The sequence below is a fragment of the Polyangium sp. 6x1 genome (assembly GCF_029946515.1).
GTDB lineage: Bacteria > Myxococcota_A > Polyangia > Polyangiales > Polyangiaceae > Polyangium.
On sequence record NZ_JARZHH010000056.1, the window covers coordinates 57,300 to 77,107 of the forward strand.

11 protein-coding genes are annotated in these 19,808 nt (G+C 70.2%); 9 read left to right on the forward strand and 2 right to left on the reverse strand.

Features of this window, described 5'->3' with window-relative positions; genetic code table 11:
• The first annotated feature begins 45 nt into the window (after positions 1-45).
• Positions 46-3,369, forward strand: a complete 3,324-nt coding sequence (locus QHF85_RS36830) for a protein kinase (protein WP_281332091.1) — start codon at positions 46-48, stop codon at positions 3,367-3,369.
• 6 nt (positions 3,370-3,375) lie between these two features.
• Here the strand turns inward: QHF85_RS36830 and QHF85_RS36835 are convergent, their stop codons facing one another.
• Positions 3,376-6,126 carry a tetratricopeptide repeat protein gene (locus tag QHF85_RS36835; protein WP_348652790.1) on the reverse strand — a complete coding sequence of 917 codons (2,751 nt, stop codon included), beginning with the start codon at positions 6,124-6,126 and terminating at the stop codon, positions 3,376-3,378.
• A gap of 637 nt (positions 6,127-6,763) precedes the next feature.
• Here QHF85_RS36835 and QHF85_RS36840 point away from each other — a divergent pair.
• From QHF85_RS36840 to QHF85_RS36860, 5 genes are all read left to right on the forward strand, one after another.
• The gene (locus QHF85_RS36840; protein ID WP_281332092.1) at positions 6,764-9,487 is read left to right on the forward strand and encodes a hypothetical protein; all 2,724 of its coding nucleotides are present in this window, start codon (positions 6,764-6,766) and stop codon (positions 9,485-9,487) included.
• 535 nt (positions 9,488-10,022) lie between these two features.
• The gene (locus tag QHF85_RS36845) at positions 10,023-10,865 is read left to right on the forward strand and encodes a hypothetical protein (RefSeq protein WP_281332093.1); all 843 of its coding nucleotides are present in this window, start codon (positions 10,023-10,025) and stop codon (positions 10,863-10,865) included.
• An 83-nt stretch (positions 10,866-10,948) separates the two neighbouring features.
• Positions 10,949-11,824, forward strand: coding sequence for an RNA polymerase sigma factor (locus QHF85_RS36850; RefSeq protein WP_281332094.1), 876 nt, complete (start codon positions 10,949-10,951; stop codon positions 11,822-11,824).
• Positions 11,825-11,863: 39 nt separating this feature from the next.
• Positions 11,864-13,108, forward strand: coding sequence for a hypothetical protein (locus QHF85_RS36855; RefSeq protein ID WP_281332095.1), 1,245 nt, complete (start codon positions 11,864-11,866; stop codon positions 13,106-13,108).
• A 2-nt stretch (positions 13,109-13,110) separates the two neighbouring features.
• Positions 13,111-14,298, forward strand: a complete 1,188-nt coding sequence (locus tag QHF85_RS36860) for a hypothetical protein (RefSeq protein ID WP_281332096.1) — start codon at positions 13,111-13,113, stop codon at positions 14,296-14,298.
• Between the two features lie 478 nt (positions 14,299-14,776).
• On the opposite strand, the gene QHF85_RS36865 is transcribed toward QHF85_RS36860, so the two are convergent.
• Entirely contained in the window at positions 14,777-16,741 is a 1,965-nt protein-coding gene (locus QHF85_RS36865) for a serine/threonine-protein kinase (RefSeq protein ID WP_281332097.1), read from the reverse strand.
• Positions 16,742-16,935: 194 nt separating this feature from the next.
• On the opposite strand from QHF85_RS36865, the gene QHF85_RS36870 reads away from it, so the two are divergent.
• The 3 genes from QHF85_RS36870 to QHF85_RS36880 all read left to right on the forward strand — a co-directional run.
• Positions 16,936-17,751, forward strand: coding sequence for an STAS domain-containing protein (locus QHF85_RS36870; RefSeq protein WP_281332098.1), 816 nt, complete (start codon positions 16,936-16,938; stop codon positions 17,749-17,751).
• A gap of 32 nt (positions 17,752-17,783) precedes the next feature.
• Positions 17,784-18,914 carry a tetratricopeptide repeat protein gene (locus QHF85_RS36875; protein ID WP_281332099.1) on the forward strand — a complete coding sequence of 377 codons (1,131 nt, stop codon included), beginning with the start codon at positions 17,784-17,786 and terminating at the stop codon, positions 18,912-18,914.
• Between the two features lie 49 nt (positions 18,915-18,963).
• Positions 18,964-19,808: hypothetical protein (locus QHF85_RS36880; RefSeq protein WP_281332100.1), on the forward strand; the 845-nt coding region annotated here is incomplete at its 3' end.

Genomic DNA, 19,808 nt, shown 5'->3' on the forward strand with positions numbered 1-19,808 from the left:
CATGGTGGAACGACGCGGCTCGGACGTATACTGCGCGGCATCATCATGGCGGAAGGGACGCTGGCCCAGCCTGGCGACGTGATCGCCCGTAGATATCGCGTCGAGTCGTGGCTCGGCCAGGGCAACATGGCCATCGTCTACCAGGCCAAGCACGTGAACACGGGCAAGGCGTGCGCGCTCAAGCTCGTGCACCCGCACCTGGTCACGCGGAAAGAGTTCGTCGACCTCTTCGTCAAAGAGGCCCAGCTCGGCGCGCGCATCGGCGAAAACCCGCACATCGTCGACGTCTTCGACGCGGGCGTCGACGAGGCGCGCAAGGTCCCGTACCTCGCGATGGAGCTGCTCCAGGGCGACACGCTGGAGAGCTACCTCAAGAAGCACGGACGGCTGCCCGCGCGGCTCGCGCACACGCTCTTCGAACACCTCGCCGACGCGCTCGATCAAGCCCACGGCGCGGGCGTCATCCACCGCGATCTCAAGCCCGGCAACCTCTTCATCGCTCGCGATCGGAAGGGCCAGATCCTGCTCAAGGTGATGGACTTCGGCATCGCGAAGGTGCTCGAGAGCCACGAGCAACGCACCGCCACGCAGATCGGGTCGCCCGCGTACGCCGCGCCCGAGCAGCTCGGCGCGACGCTGCGCAGCCTCGCCGCGACGCAAGGGATCTCGATCTCGCAGACCGTGCAGGCGTCGACCGACGTGTGGGCGCTCGGGCTCGTCGCGTACGAGGCGCTCACGGGCGTGCAACCCGGCCAGTACTGGGGCGTCGACACGTACGCGGATCTCATGATCTGCATCGCGCTCGAAGATCATCCGGCGGCGTCGCATCGCGCAGGCGACTACGCGAAGTACCTGCCGCCGGGCTTCGACAAGTGGTTCGCGCGCTGCATCCAGCGCGACGCCACCGCGCGCTGGCAGTCGGCCGGCGACGCCGTGCGCGAGCTGACGCGGCTCATCGACGCGTGGACGTCGGATCCGATCACGGGCGATCTGAAGATCGCTCCGTTCGAAGCGCCGGTCTCGTCGAAGTCCGCCAAGGGCGCGAAGCCGCTTCCGAAGCCGATGCCGAAGCCCGCGGCGGCCGGCCCGCTTCGCCCGTCGGTGACCGGGCTCCCGCTGAAGCTCCAGGTCCCGAAGGCCGAGCCGGCGAAGGCGGCCACGCCGGAGCAACCGAAGACGGGGCCGGTCTCGAAGGCGACGCCCATGGCGCCGGCGGTCGCGCCGAAGACGGGGCCCGTGGCCGCGCCGAAGACAGGTCCGGTCCCCGTGGCCGCGGCTCAGCCGAAGACCGGGCCCGTGGGCGCGCCGAGGCCCACGACCGCGCCGACGCCTGCGCCCGCACCCGTGGCAGGAACGCCCGCGCCCGCGCCCGTGGCAGCGACGCCCGCGCCCGCGCCGGTGGCCGCTGCCGCGCCCGCCGCTGCCGCTTCCGACGGCCCCTCGCTGCTCGACTCCGCGCTGGTGTCGCTGGTCGACTCCGCGCCGGCGCTGTCGGACGCCCTGCCGCTCTTGACGGACTCCGCGCCCGCGTTGACGGCCTCCGCGCTGACGGAGTCTGCGCCGGTGCTGTCGGACGCCGCGCCCATGCTGACGGAGTCCGCGCCCGCGCTGACGGATTCGGGGCCGAAGCTCTCGGACTCGGGGCCCGTGCCGAACGACGGCGCGCGCGTGAGCCAGCGTCCGACGAAGCCCGGTCCGCCGCCGAAGCTCCCGCAGGCGCCCCCGCAGGCGCCCCCGCAGGCGCCCCCGCGCAAGCCCGCCGGGCCTCCGCCCATCCCCGTGCGGCGCGAGCCTCCGCCCAAGGCCGCGGCGCCGCCGATGCCGCCGAAGGAGCGCGCGCGCTTGCAAGAGCAGGCGATGCAGCTCGACCTCGACGGCAAGTGGGCCGAGCTCTGCGACGTGCTGCGCAAGCTCGAAGCCGCCGAGCCCACGGCCGAGCGCAAGGCGCGTTATCTCTACCAGCTCGGGATCATCCACCACGATCGTCTCGACCAGACCGATCGCGCGCTCGAGCTGCTCGACGAGGCGCTCGACAAGAACCCGAGCCTCGTCGAGGCCTTCGATCAGGTCGTGGCGATCCACGAGGGCCGCGCCGACTGGAAGAAGATCGAGCGCGCCTACCGCAAGATGCTCCACCGGCACGCGGGCACCGAGGACACGTCGCTCAAGCACCGCCTGTGGTTCAAGCTCGGCGAGATCTACCGCGACCTCTTCGACAACCCCGGCGCCGCCGTCGAGGCCTTCCGCATGGCGCTGCGCAACGCCTCGCGCGAGGAGGTCATCGCCGATCACCTCACGCTCGCCGAGCTCTGCGCGAACATCGGGCAGGTCGACGACGCGATCGCCTCGTACCAGGCCGTGCTGCGCGTCGATCCCGGGCACATCGACGCCTACCGGGCGATCTACCGGCTCAGCGTGGATCGCGGCTTCTACGATCCGGCCTGGTGCGCGGCGGCCGTGCTCGCGTTCCTGCGCGAGGCGGACGAGGAGCAGGTGACCTACTTCCAGGACTACCGCCCCGACGGCCGCATCCAGGTGAAGAGCCGCTTCGACAGCGAGCTCTGGGCGCGCCACGTGTTCCACGAAGATCAAAGCCTGCTCGTCGGGAAGATCTTCGAGATGCTCGCGCGCGCTGCGATGAAGGCGAAGGTCGAGGCGCTCCGGCAACGCAAGGAGCTGCTCGCGCTCGATCCCTTCCTGCGGCAGGACCCGACGACGTCGAGCGTGCCGTTCGTCCGTACGATGGGCTGGGCATCGCGCGTCATCGGCGTGACGTGCCCGGCGCTCTTCGTGCGCAGCGACGTGCCGGGCGGCATCGTCGCAGTGCCGACGGAGCCGCCCGCGTCGGTCGTGGGGCAGACGTTGCTCAGCGGTTTGTCCCAGGAGGAGCTCGCGTTCATCGCGGGCAAACACCTCGCGATGTACCGCGGCGAGCACTACATCAAGCAGCTCTTCCCGAGCGCAGAGGAGCTCCGGGTCATCTTCCACGCGGCCGTGAAGATGGTCATGCCCGACGCGAACACGCCGCGCGACGTGGACACGCGCGCCGAGGCGACGGCGAAGGCGCTGCGCTCGTTCATGGGTCCGCGCGAGCAGGACGGGCTCCGCGTCGTGGTGCGGAAGTTCATCTCGGAGCGGGAAGAGGCGGACATCGGCCGTTACTTCCGCGCCGTCGAGCTGACGGCGACGCGCGCGGGCTTCATCCTGTGCGGCGATCTCGGCGTGGCGAAGAAGATCATCGCCGCGGAGCCGACCCTCTCCGACGATCCGTTGCCCTCGGACAAACTGAAGGATCTGCTCGCGTACTCGGTGTCGGAGAGCTACCTCGCGGTGCGGCAGACGCTCGGGATCGCGATCGGCCAGGAGTAACGCGCGTCATTCGCCGCGCTCGGCGAAGCGCGCGGGGGTCTCCGCATCCAGCAAGTACCCCTTGGGGTGGCTCCGCAGGAGCGCGCCGAGCCCCTCCTTGCGCAAGCTGCTCAGCGCGACCCGAAGGCGCGCGACCGCCGCGGCGGACGAGATACGCTCGCTCGGCCATCCCCTGGCGACGAGATCCTTCACCGAGATCGGCGCGCCGGGGTGTTCGAGGCGCCGCTCCGTCAAGGCGACCAGGAGGCGGCCGAGCAGGGGCCTGCGAGAGCAATCCACGCGCCTCCCCGAGGGCAAGCGGAACCACTCGCCCTCGGGATGAACGAGGAGCTCCGCGTCCTCGGGCGCCCGTTCATGGGCGAGGAGCGCGCGCTCGAGCGAGCGGCGCGCGCGGGTCACCTCGAGCCGCGGCGGGGCGAGGGGCGCCTCCGCGAGCCGTCGCTTCGCCGCGGCGACGTGCTGCGAAGCGCCCGCAAGATCCCCGCCGGCCGCGGCCTCGCGAGCGAGCGCGAGATCGAGGTGCCCGCGCAGATGGTGGATGACCGCGGCGTTCGCGGGCCGCTCCCGCGCCCAGCTCGGCCGCTCCGCCTCGGCGAACGCCTCGCGCGCGGCGTCGACGCGCCCGGCCGTCGCCTCGACGCTGCCGAGCCACGCGTGGATCGCGACCTCCATCGAATGCTGGCCGCGCAAGCTGACGAGCGCGCGCTTGCAGCTCTCGCGGGCCTCGCCGAGCCGCTGCGCCATGAAGAGGTGGCTGCCTTGGTGTCCGAGGACGACGCCGAGCGTGTAGCGATCGCCGATCTCACCCGCGATGCGGATCGATTGCTCCCAGTACGCCGCCGCCTCGCCTGCGCGGTCGAGCTCGTCGGCGATCGACGCGAGGCTGCTGAAGCAATTGGCCAGGTTCCGCCGGTTGCCGAGGGCGCGGTGAATGGCGATCGCGCGCTCGCCGTGCTCGCGCGCCTCCTCGAGGCGGCCGAAATGGATCTGCGCGACGCAGAGGTTGCCCTCCGCCATTCCCTCGAAATGAATGTCGCCCGCCTCGCGGTGGAGCGGCAGCGCCTTGAGGAACGACGCCCGCGCCTCGTCCTGCGCTCCCTCGAAGACCCGGATCACGCCGAGCACGGTCAGGAGGCGCCCCTGGAGCCGGCGATCGTCCGCGTGGACCCGTCCTCGCGCGCTCTCGAGCTCCGCATGCGCTTCGAGGAGGCGTCCTTGAAAGAGATGGACGAGCGTCTTCGTGAAGAGCGCTCGCACGAGCGCGTCGTGCTCCCGGGTCTGGGCCTCGAGCGCGCGCACCTCGTCCGCATCCGCGAGGGCGCGCGGATAATCGCCCATCAGCCTGGCCACCTCGGCCCGCGCAGCGAGCGCCCGCGCACGGAGATCCGCATCGAGCCCCGCGCCCGAGGCGCCGAGGACCGCATCGTGCAGAGCCGCGGCCAAGCTGAGCGGCCCGTGCACCGTGAGCGCCGGCTGGAGCGCGAGCGCGACCCGCGCCGCCCGGTGCACGTCCTCGGCGCACGCGGGCCCGCTCCGCTCGAACGCGCGCCGATGCACCGCAAGCAAATTCTCCTTCTCGCCGAGGAGCCAGCGCCGAGCGAGGACGCCCTCCGGCCCATCGGCCTTCGCGCACCAGAGGCTCGCCTGCTCGTCGTAGTAGGCCGCATGCCGCGCGATCGCCTCGCCGTCAGCGCCCCGCTCGCGCAGCCGATCCCAAGCATAGTCGCGGATGCTGAGGTAAAGCGTGAAGCGAGCATCGCCGGGCCCCTCGCGCGGCGCCTCGCGCGCGAGCAGCGATCGATCGCGGAGCGACTGGAGCACATCCGCCACGCGCGGAGCGCCCTCGCCGAGGTCGATGACCCGCTCCGCCGCGTCCAGATCGAAGCCGCCGCGAAACACGGCGCAGTGCGCGAGCACGGCCTGCTCCGAAGGATCGAGCGCCCTCCAAGACGCATCAATCGCATCCCGGAGCGATCCATGCCGAGGCCCACCACCCGCGGCCCCGCGCACGAGCACGTCAAACCGGCGGCGCAAGTTGTCGAGCAGCGTGGCCGTGGAAAAGACGCGCATCCGCGCAGCAGCAAGCTCGAGCGCGAGCGGCAGCCCATCGAGCTCGCGCACGAGCGCCGCCGTGCGAGGCGCCTCCTCCGTCGTGAGCGCATAATCGGGCGCGACGAGCCCCGCGCGATCCACGAAGAGCCGAACCGCCTCGGAGTCAGCAACATCCGCGCCCCCCCGCGGCAGAGGCAGCGGACCAAGGTCGACGATCGCCTCACCCTCGACATCGGTCCGCATGCGCGAGGTGACGAGCAACCGAGCCTCCGGCGCACGCTCACGCAAGACCGAAAGCGTCGCATGCGCATGCGCAACGAGGTGCTCGAAGTTGTCGAGGATCACAAGGAGCCGGCCACGCGCAGCGATCGCATCGGCAAGCTGCGCAACCATGCCCGCGCTATCACCCGCAGTGAGAGGGACATCCAGCGTCGCACCGATCGCCCCGCACACCCCATCGACGCCCGAAGCGCACGTCAAGTCGCACATCCAAGCCCCCCCCGGATAAGCCTCGGCGTGCCGGAGCGCATACTCCTGGGCGAGCCGCGTCTTGCCCACCCCCGGAGCCCCAAGCACACTCACCAGGACCTCGGTGGAGAGCCGCGCATGAAGCGCCGCAAGCTCAGCCTCCCGTCCAACGAACCGCGTCGAGCGAGCCTTGACGTTGGTCCGCGGCGATGGGGACGAGCGCGGCGCGTTTCGCACGATTGTCGCCCGGACTCTAGGTGACGACCAGGGGGGTGTCGACGACGTGCGCCGGGTCTTGTCCGGGAGCCGCCGCGCCGGGGCGCCGCCCCGGACCCCGCGGGGGCTGTTCGCCCCTCGACCCGAACCAGGGCCAGCCCTGGACCTCTGGGCATCGACTGCGCGAAGCGCAGTCGATGCGGGGAAAGATTTTGAAGCTGTTCGCCCCCTCTCTGCAGAGCCAGCCCTGGACCTCTGGGCATCGACTGCGCGAAGCGCAGTCGATGCGGGGAAAGATTTTGAAGCTGTCCGCCCCCTCTCAGCAGAGCCAGCCCTGGACCTCTGGGCATCGACTGCGCGAAGCGCAGTCGATGCGGGGAAAGATGTTGAAGCTGTTCGCCCCCTCTTTGCAGGGCCGGCCCTGGACCCTTTGGGGAAGAACTGCGCGCTGCGCAGTTCTTCCCACTGGCCGGTGGCAAGACCGGGGGGGCTCGACGCGGAGCCGGCCCGTTGTGCGGGAAACCGCGGGCCATCTTATCGAGATATTATCGACATCTTATGCCCCGACGCATGCGCTCCGATCTACGAAGGGTCGCCGGCACAATCGCGGACGATTGGCACGACAGGCCCCGCGCTGCCGAAGAGGGAAGGAGACGTCATGAGTTTCAGGTTTGGTGGTCGCGCGGCGACGGTGGTGTTGTGGACCGCAGCATTCGCCGCGCTCGGGTGCGGTGACAGCGAGTCGGCGACGGCCGGGGGCACGGCGTCGACCGCAGGCTCGGGCGGCGCAGGCGGAGGGACAGGCGGCGCAGGCGGCGAAATGCCGACAGGCTCGGGCAGCTCATCATCGAGCAGCGGTTCGGCATGCGGCAGCGGCACGACCGACTGCAACGGCACCTGCGTCGACACGGCGCTCGACCCCAAGAACTGCGGCGCATGCGGAACCGAATGCCCGTCGGGCGAGCTCTGCTCGATGAGCACCTGCGGCGTCGTTTGCCTCGGCGGCACCACGCAATGCGGCGACGCCTGCAAAGACACCTCGATCGATCCAGCGAACTGCGGCGCGTGCGAAAATCCCTGCCCGGCGGGAAGCGCCTGCGAAGGCGGCGTTTGCCAGCCCGCCGCCGGCTGCGGCCCAGGGCAGACCACGTGCAGCATCGGAGCAAACTCCTATTGCGCGACCCTCAGCACCGATCCGCAGAACTGCGGCGGCTGCGGCTTCGTGTGCCCCACGGGCCAGGTCTGCTCCAGCGGGCATTGCGGCGCGACCTGCACCGGCAAGACATCCACCCTCTGCAGCGGAGGCTGCGTGGACACGGCCTCCGACAACCTCAACTGCGGCGAATGCGGCAACGCATGCCCCGCCGGCCAGGTGTGCTCGGGAGGCACCTGCGCCGCGACCTGCGCGCCGGGCTTCGCCACGTGCGGATCGGGGGCGACCACTCACTGCGCCAGCCTGTACGACGACCCGCAGAACTGCGGCGCATGCGGCGTCGTCTGCCCCGCCGGCCAGCTCTGCTCGAACGGGAGCTGCGCTCCGTATTGCGGCGGGTTCTTCGAGACGAGCTGCAATGGACTCTGCGTCGACACGGACGCCAACCCGCAGAACTGCGGCGCCTGTGGGAACGTCTGCGCGGGCGAGCTGGTTTGCTCCGGCGAACAATGCGGCGCCACCTGCGGAGCAGGGTACACGACCTGCGGGAGCGGCGCCGACGCGTATTGCGCCCTGCTCCAGAACGACCCGCAGAACTGCGGCGCATGCGGACAGGCGTGCCCCGTGGGAGAGGCCTGCTCGCAAGGCGCCTGCGCCGCCGCCTGCAATGGCGTGAACGGCACGTTGTGCGGCGGACTCTGCACGAACCTCATCAACGACCCCAAGAACTGCGGCAGCTGCGGCTACGCATGCGCTCCGGGGGACGTGTGCTCGGGCGGCCTCTGCGCGAAGGAATGCGCTTCCGGCACGTCCTCGTGCACCGTGGGAGCCACCACGCTTTGCGTCGACGTATCGGTCGATTCGCAGAACTGCGGGAGCTGCGGGCACGCGTGCGCGCCAGGCGAGGTCTGCTCGAATGGGACGTGCAGTAGCTCGTGCCAGACGGGCTACGACACGTGCGGCGTCGGCAATGCGGCCTTCTGCACGCACGTCGACAACGACCCGAACAACTGCGGCGCCTGCGGCGTGAGCTGCGAGCCGCCGCCCAACGGCAGCGCCACCTCGTGCACCTTCGGCGCGTGCGGGTTCACCTGCAAGCCGGGATATGCGTCGACGAACAACGGCAATACGTGCCTCACCCTGAAGGACATCTCGGCCGGAGCCGAGCATACCTGCGGGATCACCGGGAGCGGCGGCGTCATGTGCTGGGGGAACAACCAATATGGCCAGCTCGGGGACGGCACGATGATCGGCCGCCTGTCGCCGGTCACGGTCCTCGGCCTGAGCGGACCGGCGAAAAAGGTGTCGGTGGGGACGATCAGCACCTGCGCCGTGCTCACCGATGGCCACGTGCAATGCTGGGGGCACGGCAGCAACAGCGAGCTCGGAGATGGGTTGGGCCAGAGCAGCCTCACCCCGGTCACCGTCCAGAACCTCAGCGACGTCGTCGACATCCAATCCGGGCGCTCGTACACGTGCGCGCTGACGGGCGCGGGAGCGGTCGCGTGCTGGGGATACAATGCCTTCGGCCAGCTCGGGGACGGGACCAGCGGCAACGCGAGCGTTCCCGTGGGCGTCCAGGGATTGAGCTCCGGCGTCACGGCCATCGCGGTCTCCCAGGCAACCGGCTGGCAGGACTACACGGGCTTGAACGCGTGCGCCGTCACGAATGCGGGCACGGTGAAATGCTGGGGCAACAACAGCCACGGCCAGGTCGGTGACAACAGCGCGACGCCTCGTCCCACCCCGGTCGACGTTCTCGGCCTGAGCGGCGTCGTCGGCATCGCGGCAGGTGGAATGCACACCTGCGCCCTCACCAATGCGGGCGCGGTCAATTGCTGGGGGTACAACGGCAATGGCCAGGTCGGCGTCGGGACCCCCGGCGGCCAATACCTGACGTACGCGCCCGTGGCCGGCCTGAGCACGGGCGTCCTGGCCATCGCGGCCGGCGCGGCCCACACCTGCGCCCTGACGCAGGCGAAGAAGACGGTCTGCTGGGGCTACAACGGCAGTGGCGCGCTCGGAGACGGGACCACGACCGACCGCCTCGGGCCCACGGCCGTCCAGGGCCTCCCCGCGGGCGGCCTGCCGGTCATCGTGAGGACGGGAGATTCCTACACGTTCGCGGAGACGGCGGACGGCCAGGTCCTCGGCTGGGGCCTCAACGATTACGGGCAGCTCGGGGATGGTACCAATACGACGCGGCTCGTTCCGACGCCGATTCATTGATGGAGCGTTCGGCGCGCGGCCCGGGGTTCGGGTCGCGCGCCGGGGCCCCCGGCCCTCTGCCGGGCCGTGACATCGCCCCCTCCAAAACCCACCCCAAGCCCCGCCCCCGCGTGCCGTTCCCCGACCCGAGCCCCCCGAGAGCCCCTCCGCTGACCGCCCTCCGTCGTGCAACGCCCCCCGAGGGCCCCGCTCCCGGGCACGAGCGCCCATCCTCGACCCCCCGACCCTCCCGTGTACGACGTCCGCCGCTCGGCCTTCCGGCAGGCCGGGCCCCCTGCGCGCCCTCGGCTCCCGCCCGTTCGATGCCCGTGCGCGTCCCGCACGCGCACTCTCTCGCGCAGCGGTGCCCCCTCGCCGCCGCCCGCATGACCCGTCCCGCCCGCGCAGAGGGCCCCGACACCCTCCCGCGCGCGCTGCGCTCGTCAGCACGAGGCCCCCGAGGGCCGAACGCGCGCAAGATTCCAACGCCGGTAGGCCCCGCCGGGCCCCACGTTCGCCTTGACGTCCCCACCGTGACGCGGCGAGCATGCCCGCCATGCTGGTAGACCTCACAGACTTCCTCCGGTTGAACCAATTTCCGACCGGAAGGCGCTTGTTCACCTTCTATCGTGTGCGTGAGATCGCCGTGAACCTCCCCGCGCCCGCCATCGAGACCCTCGCCGTCGAGGCGATCGCCGCGGACGAGAAGACCCAGGCGCTCGAGCAGCGCTGGACCGTGAAGCGCCGGTCAGGCAAGCCGTCGGCCAAGCAGCTCCGTGACCAAAGGTCGCTTCAGGTGGCCGATATCCGGCTCGACAAGGCCCTCTCCGGCCTGCGCGACGCAGCCGAGGCCTTGATCCGCGGCGCGGACGAGGACGAGGACAAAGCGCTCATCGCAGACGTCGAGCACTTCCTCCACGCGGTGTTCCCCAATGGCGTCGGCGCCGTCACCGGCGCCGCGTACGACGTCGAGCTGGTCGCGGTGAAGGCCATCGTCGGCAAGCTCCAGGGCGACCTCGCGCCCCTCGTCCAGAAGCTCGGCCTCGGCGTCAATGCCGCGAGAATCGCGAGCCTCGCGCAAACGTACGACGCTGCCCTGAAGGCCGTCGACAACCTCGAATTCGGCGCCGTGAAGGCCGCGCGGGAGGTCGGGCAGAACTATCTTTTGAGGATCGTCGCCAAGATCCTCGGCACCTACGACGAGCCGGCGGGGGACCACGCGCAGAAGCGGGCCGCATTGCTCGCCCCCGTCGTGAAGCAGAATGAGGCCATCCGGCACCACATTCGCACGCGAAGGAGCGCCCCCGACGTGGATCCGAAGACGGGCGAGGAAGAGCTCCCGGAAGAGACCACCGTTTCCGGGAGCGCGGACGAGACCTCCACCACCCCCGGGGGCTGAGCGGGATCACGGGCGGCAGACCTCGCCTGTCGATTTCCCGTTACCGTTCAGGGGACGCGGGTCAACGGCAGGTGAGGCCGATCATGAACGACTCCGCATTCCTCCCCGAGCTGCTCGCCCTTCGTCCGGATCTCGTCCAGCGCTTTTTGCGCCTGCGATGCGAGCGGGCGGAGGCCGAGGATCTGACCCAGGACACGCTCCTTCGCGGCGTCCGTAGCCTCTCCACGTACCGACCCGAGGCCTCGATGAAGCCGTGGGTGATGGGGATCGCCCACAACGTCCACCGCCAGCATCGCCGGGCGGCACAGCGACGAGAAAAGGCGATTCTCGCCGAGCCGGACGCCGGTGCAGAGCCCTTCGCCTGGGACATCCCTCCCGACGTGAGCGCGCAGCTCAGCCAGATGCGGGAGAGGCTTTGCGCCGCGGTCGACGTGATGCCCGATCGCCTGTTCGAAGTGTTTTTCCTCGTGTACCTCGAAGAGCACACGCTCGACGAAGCGGGGAGGGAGCTCGGGATTTCCAAGGACGCGGTCAAGATGCGCGCGCTCCGCGTGCGAAAGTACCTCCAAAAGGAGCTTCGCGATTTCCGCGACGCATACCGCGGCGCCCTTCCTCCGATGCTGCCGAGCGGCCCCGTTGCCCTCCTCGTGCAGAGGTTCGCGCCGATGCTGGGTCACGTGGCGAGCGTGATCATGGCGGCCCTGCTCCTGCTCCCGCTTCCGCGCCCCGAAGCGCCCATGTCCGCGTGCGTCGGCGTCGCGGCCGAGGTCCACGCGAGCGCGGCGAAGCTCTCGGCCGCGAGCGTCGTTGCCCTCGACGAGCCAGCGGCGCCCGCGCTTCCCGAAGCCGTGCCCCTCGTCGCGCCGACGTCCGCGCCCGAGCCGCCGTCAAACCCGCGACCGAAGCGCAAGGCAATCACGATCAAGCGGCCCAGCACCCTCCTCGTCGCCCCGCCGTAGCGGCTTTTCGCGCGGCGGGCCATGGCGTATCCGTGAGGGGTGCGCGCCCATCTCTCTGCATTCCTGCTCGTCGTGACGATCGCCTCGCCAGCAAAGGGCGAGAGTCCCCCCGGCATCACGCCCGATGTCCTCAGCAGGGCCGCGCGCGAGAGCGCGTTCGCCGCGCACGTCGCGAAGGGAGATCACGAGCGCGCAGAAGGGCGGTTCTACGACGCAGCGGCGGCCTATGCGGATGCCCTGGCGATCCGGCATGACCCGGTCGTCTCGGGTCGCCTCGGCGTGCTGATGGTCCACGAGCGGCCTTCGGAGGCCGCGGAGCTCTTGCTCGACGCCATCAAACACGCGAACACGAGCCCGACCGAGAGGAGGGCTTTTTCCGATGCCTACGAGGCCGTGCGGGCGAAGGGCTGCTGGGTGGACGTCATCCTCTCGCACGCAGGCGCGCGGTTCACGATCGACGGCAAGCCGCGGAACGAGCTCGGGTTCTCGGCATTCTCGTTGTTCGTGCTCGCGGGCGAGCACGAGGTGCGCGCGAGCCTCGACGGATATGCCGACGCCGTGCGGACGTTCCGCGCGGTGCCGAAGGAGGATGTGCGGATCGAGCTCATCTTGAAGTTACGCGCGCCGGCGGGGATCGAGCCCGGTTCGAGGGTCCCGAAGCTCGACGAGCGGCCGTTGTCGCTGGCCATGAACGAGCTCCGTCTCGCGTCCACCGAGCCGACGTTCACGAAGCAGGAGGATCCGTTTGCGTACGAGGATCCGCCGAGCACGCAGCCCGCGGCGACGCAGAAGCCCACGCGTGGATCCCTCGGGGCGGGGCCCGTCGTCGTGTTCGGGGTGGCGTCGTGGATGCCGGCGGTGGGGGTCGTGGCGGGAGGTAGCTTCCGGCCAAACGAGTTTGTGTCGCTCGGTCTCGAAGGACGGGCGGCGTGGCTGACGACGGGGGTAGGTGGAGAGCCGATCAGCGCGATGACGGCGGGCGGGATCGCGAGCGTGTGCGGGCACTACCGCTGGGCGTTCGGGTGCGCGATCGGGCATGTCGGTGTGATCAGGGTCGAACCCTCCAGCGATGGGTTCAAATCGGAAGTCGCCACTTTTGTCAAGCCAGGCATCGGGGGGCGCGTCGGAGCAAGGTTTGTCCTCGCACGCAACTTTGCTGTACACGGCGGGGTGGACTTGCTAGGTTTGTCCAGTGGCGTGCGGATTGGCGTGGGACAGCGTGTCCTTGCGGAGACCCCGCCGATCATGATCGGTGCGTCGATCCTCGGGTCCTGGGAGTTCTGAGCATGCGAACGCTGAAGGTCTTCGTGTCTCTCGTGGTTCTTGGCTCCTCCAGCGGTTGCACCGTGCCGCCTCAATCCGCGTGGTTCGAGTGCGATCCCGACGCGCGTGTGCCGAGTGAAGAGTGCCTCGCTCAGGCCGACGCCGGCACCGACGCGAGCGACGCCGGCACCGACGCGAGCGACGACGCATCCGAGCAAGCCGCCACCTGCCCCGGCCGATGCGTCCCCGAGCCGAGCAGCGACTCCGCCGGCGACTGGCCGCGCACGCCGATGCTCCTCTGGCTCGGCCCGCGCGAGCTCGCGCCCGCGAACTGCGACGAGGCGCGCAAAGTAGGTGGCTACGGCGAAGACGTGGAACTCTTCGAGAAGTACCGACGCTTCGCGTACCTCGACGCGCCTCCTGCGGCGTGCGCGTGCACGTGTCCGGACTCCGAAGGTTCGTGCACCAAGCTCCCCGAGACGATCGAGGTCCGTGCTGGCACGTGCGCGGAGAACGGAGCCCCCACGCTCCCTTTTGACGGTCCGGCCGGCTGGGACGGCTCGTGCACGAGCGCGAACGCCCTGCCGGCCGGTGTGTCGTGCGGCGGCGAGCCCTGCGCGCAGTCGGTGCGGGCCTCGCCGCTCCCCGGCCCGACGAGCGAGGCGTGCCCGACCCTCACGATGCCAGCGACGGTCACCAAGACGACCGAGTGGCTCTGGATGGGCCTCGCGTGCGAGGCGAAGGAGCGCGAGGGCGCGTGTGATACGACCACGCGGCGATGCATGTACGACCTGCCGTCCCCGTGGCTCCAGTGCGTCGCGCTCCAGGGGAAACACGACAAGTGCCCCGGCAATTACGACCTCTACGGTCCCATCCACCTCTACGGAGAGCAGCCGGTCGACACGCGCGGCTGCACGACGTGCACGTGCGGCGGTGACCCGGTCGGGAGCGCGTGCGTCGCAAAGCTGCGGCTGTATGGCGACGGGGCGTGTTCGCTGGAGGCGGACAAGGTGGGGTTGTCGTCGTTCGGCGAGCAGTGCGTCAACGTCCAGCCACCCGGGCAAGCCCTCGGGAGCAAGGCGATCACGGACCTCTCCTACGTGCCCGGCCTCTGCCTCACGACGGGCGGAGAGCCCACGGGCGCGGCCTCCGAAGACCCGACGGAGGTCGTCACGTTCTGCTGCCTCGCCCCGTTCGACCTCGCCGAGTAAAAATCCGGTTACCGTTCGCCGGGTCCGGGCAAAAGCATAGGTGAGGGGACGACGAGGCAAGTCGTTCCCTCACCGCCCGAGCCGAACAGCTCCGCTCCTGGCCTGGTGACACGACGCCACGTTCGGCTTCGGGCGGCTTTTTATCGAAAAAAACGCCCCGCAGAAGGGGGCGATGCAGGCGGCGCGTCTGGGCAAGTACCTCAACGCCTGCACCGCCCTCTTCTACGGGGCGTTTGTCGTCGTTCTTGCTGATATGCGAGTGATCGAAAAAAAAGGAGGGCGCGCCCGTTGCCAGAGTGCCGGCTTTGCGGTTTTTCTCGGCCCGTCTCCCGGAGACCGGGTGGGTGACTCGAGTTCTTGGATCCAGCCCGCGAACGCGCCCTCCACGCATATGTTTGTCGGAGGACGGCCGTCCTGTCAAGCCAAACCTTAACGTCGTTTCGTTTTTCCGCGGGCGCGTTTGTCGCCGGCCCGAAGATCAGACCCCGAGCCGCGACACCGGCGGCGGGGGCGGCGTCGCGGAGCGCGCCTCGTCCGGCAAGAGCTGGCGCAGGTGCCACGCCTGCACCGCCGATCGCATCTCGGCTTCCCGCAACGCGAGCTGCACGCGGCCCATGATCAGGCTCGGCGCCACGATCAGGAACACGGTCCCGAGCGTCAGCGACACCAACGTCGGCATCTCCTGCAGCGACACGCCTTGCGGCAGGATCACCATCGCCCCGTTCTGGAACGTGTACGAGCGCGGGATGAGCCCGACGAGCTCGAGGCCGAGCGGCACGAGCAGCCCGAGCGAGCCCGTCGCGATGATCGCCGCCCGGAACCGGCCCGAGTGCGTCATCGAGAACGCGAACGTGAAGATCGACAGCAGCATCGGCACGAAGAACAACGGGCCAAAGGCGCGGCCGATGAGGGCGATGGAGAGGACGTTGAACAGGTACGCGCCGTAGCCGAAGACATAGAGCCGGCGCACCTCCTCGGACTGCGCCGCGAGGAGCTTCAACGCCGACGAGATCGCCGTCAGGCCCACGACCGCGAGCAGGTGCGCCGTGCTCCGCACGCCCATCCAGAAGGCGAGCGGGATCATGAGCAGCAGGCTGCCCACGTCGAAGCGCACGCCGTCCCGCAGCGCGAGCCGCAGCCGGCCGAAGCCTCGCGCGCGCACCTCGCTGCGCGCCTCGGGCACGATCTCGCTCGGCGGCGTGGTGATGATGCGGGCGAGCAGGTGGAGGGCGTCGCGGTTCGTCGGGTCGAGCGCGAGGGCGCGGCCGACCTCCTGCATCGCTTCGCGCCGGGCCTCGGCGGCGTCCGCGGCGGGCCCGGAGGCGCGGCGGGCGGCGGCCTCCGCGGCGCGGGCGTGGCGGGTCGACATCTCGCGGCGCACCGAGACGTCCGTGTCGCCCGCGAGGAACCGCTCGATCACGTCGTGCAGGTCGCGGGCGGAGGCGTAGCGCGCGTCGGGGTCGAGCGCGGTGGCTTTGATGCAGATGGCGTCGAGCTCCGGGGGCAGATCGAGCGTCGGCGCGCGTGTGGAGGCGCGCGCGTCGGCGCCCTGGAGCGTCGCGAGCATCATCGCGTTCCAGGTGTCCTTCGTGTGCAAAGGTTCGAGCGTCAGGATCTCGAACAGGATCGCGCCGAGCGAGTAGACGTCGCTGCGCGCGTCGAGCGCGCTGACCTTCCCCATCGCCTGCTCGGGCGACATGTACCCGAACGTCCCGAGGATCTTTCCCGCTGCCGTCTTCAGGTCGTCCGAGGAGTCGTCGAGGGAGAGCGAGGAGACCTCGGGCGCGTCCTTGCGGAGCTTGGCGAGGCCCCAGTCGAGGACGTAGACCTCGCCGAAATCGCCGAGCATCACGTTCGAGGGTTTGAGGTCGCGGTGGAGGACGCCCCTGGAATGGGCGAAGTCGACGGCGAGGCAGGCGGCGGAGAACGCGCGGAGCAGCTTTGGACGGCTGTACGCCTCGACGATCGGCGGGTCTTTCTTGCGCAGGCCCTTCACGATCTGCGAGAGGGTCAGGCCTCGCAGGCATTTCATCGTGAAGTAAATCGATCCCTCGATGTCGACGCCGAGGTCGTAGACCGGGACGATCGAGGGGTGCTCGAGCTGCCCTTGCACCCGCGCTTCTCGCAGGAAGCGCGCGCGGACCTGCGGATCGGACTGGTAGATCGGCAGGATCACCTTGCGCGCCACGTCGCGGCCGATGCGCGTGTCTTTGCAGAGCGCGACCTCGCCCATCGCGCCGCGCCCGAGTTTTCGTTTCTCCGCGTAACGATCGAGCGGCTCGACGCCGAAGCCCTCGTCCGCGGCGGGATCGACGGGCGGCGGCACGGAGAAGATCCGCGCGGGCGGCGGGACCGAGGTGCGCGCCTCTTCCTCCGTGGCCTTCGTCGGCTCCTCCACGGAGTCGTCGAAGAGATCGGGCTCGGAGGTCCGAGGGCGCATCATGGAATCAAAGCAAGCCGAAACCGCAAAAGCGGTCAAGCGCCGGGCGGCGCCCGGCTCGATTTCGTGCCTCGGTCGGGTCATCGGGGGCCGTGAGGCGGCACGCCGGCTCTGGATACGCCGCGCGACGCGTCCCGACGTGGAAAGGCATTTTCGGGGAGGAAGATCCTGTTACCACTGTGCTCGCGAGGTCTTGGATGCAGCGGGTCATCGACGCATTTCAGGAAGAGATCGACGCGAACGCGGTGGAGGCGTGTGAGCGCGCCCTCGCTGCGGGGAGCCCTTTTTACAGTCGTCTTTCGCGCGAGCTGCTCCTCGCCTCGGTCAAGCGCGTGTTCCAGGCCGTCGCGAACGATCTCGCGACCGGCGCGCCCGAAGCCGTGGTCGCGCTCATGGGCGCGATCGGGTCGCAGCGGAGCGCGCAGGGCGCGAAGATCTCGGACATCCTCCGCGGGCTGGAGACGGGCTTCCAGGTGGTCACGGACCGCTTCGCCGAGCGATTTCGCGACGACCCCGAGGCGCGCCTCTTCTGGGAGATGGCGCGGAGCCGCCTGAGTTATGCCGGCGCGGCCGCGCTCTCCGACGCGTTCCTCGTGGCGCGGGAGGCGATCACGCAGGCGCAGGCCGAGGAGATCTTCGAGCTCTCGGCGCGTGTCCTGCCGCTCTCGCGCAGGGTGCTGCTCCTGCCGCTCGTCGGCCGGATCGATGGCGCGCGGGCCGAGCGCATCCTGGAGGTCCTGCTCGCAGCCGTCTCCGAGCGCGGGGCGAAGGTGGTCTTGATCGACGTGACGGGCTTGCCGGTCGTCGACGAGGTGGTCGCGTCGCACCTCGTGCAGGCGGCCTCCGCGGTGCGGCTGCTCGGGGCCGTACCGGCGCTCGTGGGGGTGCGGCCGAACCTGGCGCGGACGATGGCGGTGGGCGGGGTCGATCTCGGCGGACTCGCGACGCTCGCGCGGCTCGAAGATGGGCTACACTGGGCGCTGGGTCTGCTCGGGCGGTCCCAGGGGCGTTGACGGGAGCAAGGGCGCGCGGAGGAGAAGGGGCGGTGCGCTGGGCGTCGGGGCGAAGGTTTTTTCTCGGGGTCGTGTGGCTCTTCGGAGCGGCTGGCTGCCAGCCGTCCGCGCGCCCGCCGAAGGGGCCGGCGGTGACGGTGGAGGACCTCGTCCGGGACGCGCGTGTCGAAGGGTTCGTCGTCGAGGATCCGCTGACGATCGACCCCGAGATGAAGGCGGACGTCGAGCGGGTGGTGGGGCGCATGGGCACGCCCGAGGAGCGGCTGCGGCGGCTCTCGCGGTATCTGCGGGACGACCTCGCGTTCCGGTACGCGCCGAGCGAGTCGCTCACGGCGCGCGCGGGGTTCCGGGCGAGGCGGGGCGATTGCGTCTCGTACACGCACCTCTTCGTGGCGCTCGCGCGGTACCTCGGCGTGCCCGTGTATTTCGTGTACGTGCGGAAAGTGGAGGGGCATTACGAGAAAAACGGGTCGTTTTTCCTCTCGTCGCACGTGGCCGCCGGTTACGGCAGCGGGCCGATGGCGGTCGTGATGGACTTCGCCAAGGAAGCGCCGGATTGGACGCTCTCGCTGTACAACACGATCGACGACGGCACGGCCCTCGCGCTCTACCAGAACAACCTCGCCGTGGACGTGATGCAGGCCGGGCGGCTCGACGAGGCGGAGGCGTCGATGCGGTTCTGGCTCGCGCGCCGGCCGAACGTGGCCGAGATCCACAACAACCTCGGCGTGCTGCTGAACCGCGCCGGGCGGTACGAGGACGCGCTCGCCGTGCTTCGGCGCGGGATCGAGGCGTTTCCGCAGTACGAGCCGCTCTACACGAATGCGATCCGGGCGGCGCGCGCGGCGGGCAAGCACGACGCGGCGCTCGCGCTCGTGGGACGCGCGTCGGAACTGGAAGAGGGGGATCCGCTGCTCCTGCTCGCGTCGGGGCTCAGCCTGTACCAGGCCGGCGATTATGGCGCCGCGGCGGAGCGGCTGGAGCGCGCGGGGCTCGCGCTGCCCGACAATGCGGTCATCGCGGCGTGGCTCGTCCGGGTCTACCTCACCGCAGGGAGGCGCGAGGACGGACGCGGCGCATTCGATCGTGTGCGCAAGCTCGCGCCTGCGGGCACACTGGAGCAGGATCTGCGGCGAGAATTTCCGGAGCTCGGGCAGCTCTGAAGCTGCAAGCCCTCTTGACGCGTTGCGGGCGCGGAGGTCCAATCGGTGGATGAGCAAGGGGAAGCTCCGTCGCCCGATCCTGGCGGCCCTCTCGGTCTCCGTGGCGGCGGCGTTCGCGGGGTGCCTCGAGCCCACACAGGTCACGATCGAGATCAAGACCGACGTGCCGTGCAGCCAGGTGGCAAGCACCGCGATTGTCGTGGCGAACGACTACAAGTCGCTCGAGGCGAACCCGCCGCCCGGCACCGAGGCGTTGACGTGCATCGGGGATCGTATCGGCTCCCTCGTGCTCGTGCCGAAGAGCGCAAAGGACGAGCTGCTCGCCATCAAGGTCGCGACGGGCGTGGGGGTGAGCGGCATCGACTGCCTCGATCCGAACGCCCCGCAGGCGACGCAGGATCGCTGCATCATCGCCCGGCGCAGGCTCCGGTTCATCCCGAGCACGCCGCTCGATCTGCCGATTTTCATGTGGAACGAGTGCATCGGCAAGCCGTGTGATCCGGACTCGACGTGTGTTGCCAAGTTCGGCTGCGTCGATTCCGAGATCAAGGGCGACGAATGCGCGAAGAGCTCCGCGGAATGCGACGTCGGCCCCGATTCCGGAGCGGGCGGAGGCGGCGGAAGCGGCGGGACGGGCGGCGCGGGCGGCATGGGCGCCGGAAGCGGTGGCATGGGCTCCGGAAGCGGCGGAAGCGGGGGAAATGGGGCGAGCGGCGGAGGCGGCGGAAGCGGCGGAAGCGCGGGCAACGGCGGCGGCGGCGGAAGCGGCGGCGGAAGCGGCGGAAGCGCGGGCAACGGCGGCGGCGGCGGAAGCGGCGGCGGAAGCGGCGGAAGCGCGGGCAACGGCGGCGGCGGAAGCGGCGGCGGAAGCGGCGGCGGAAGCGGCGGAAACGC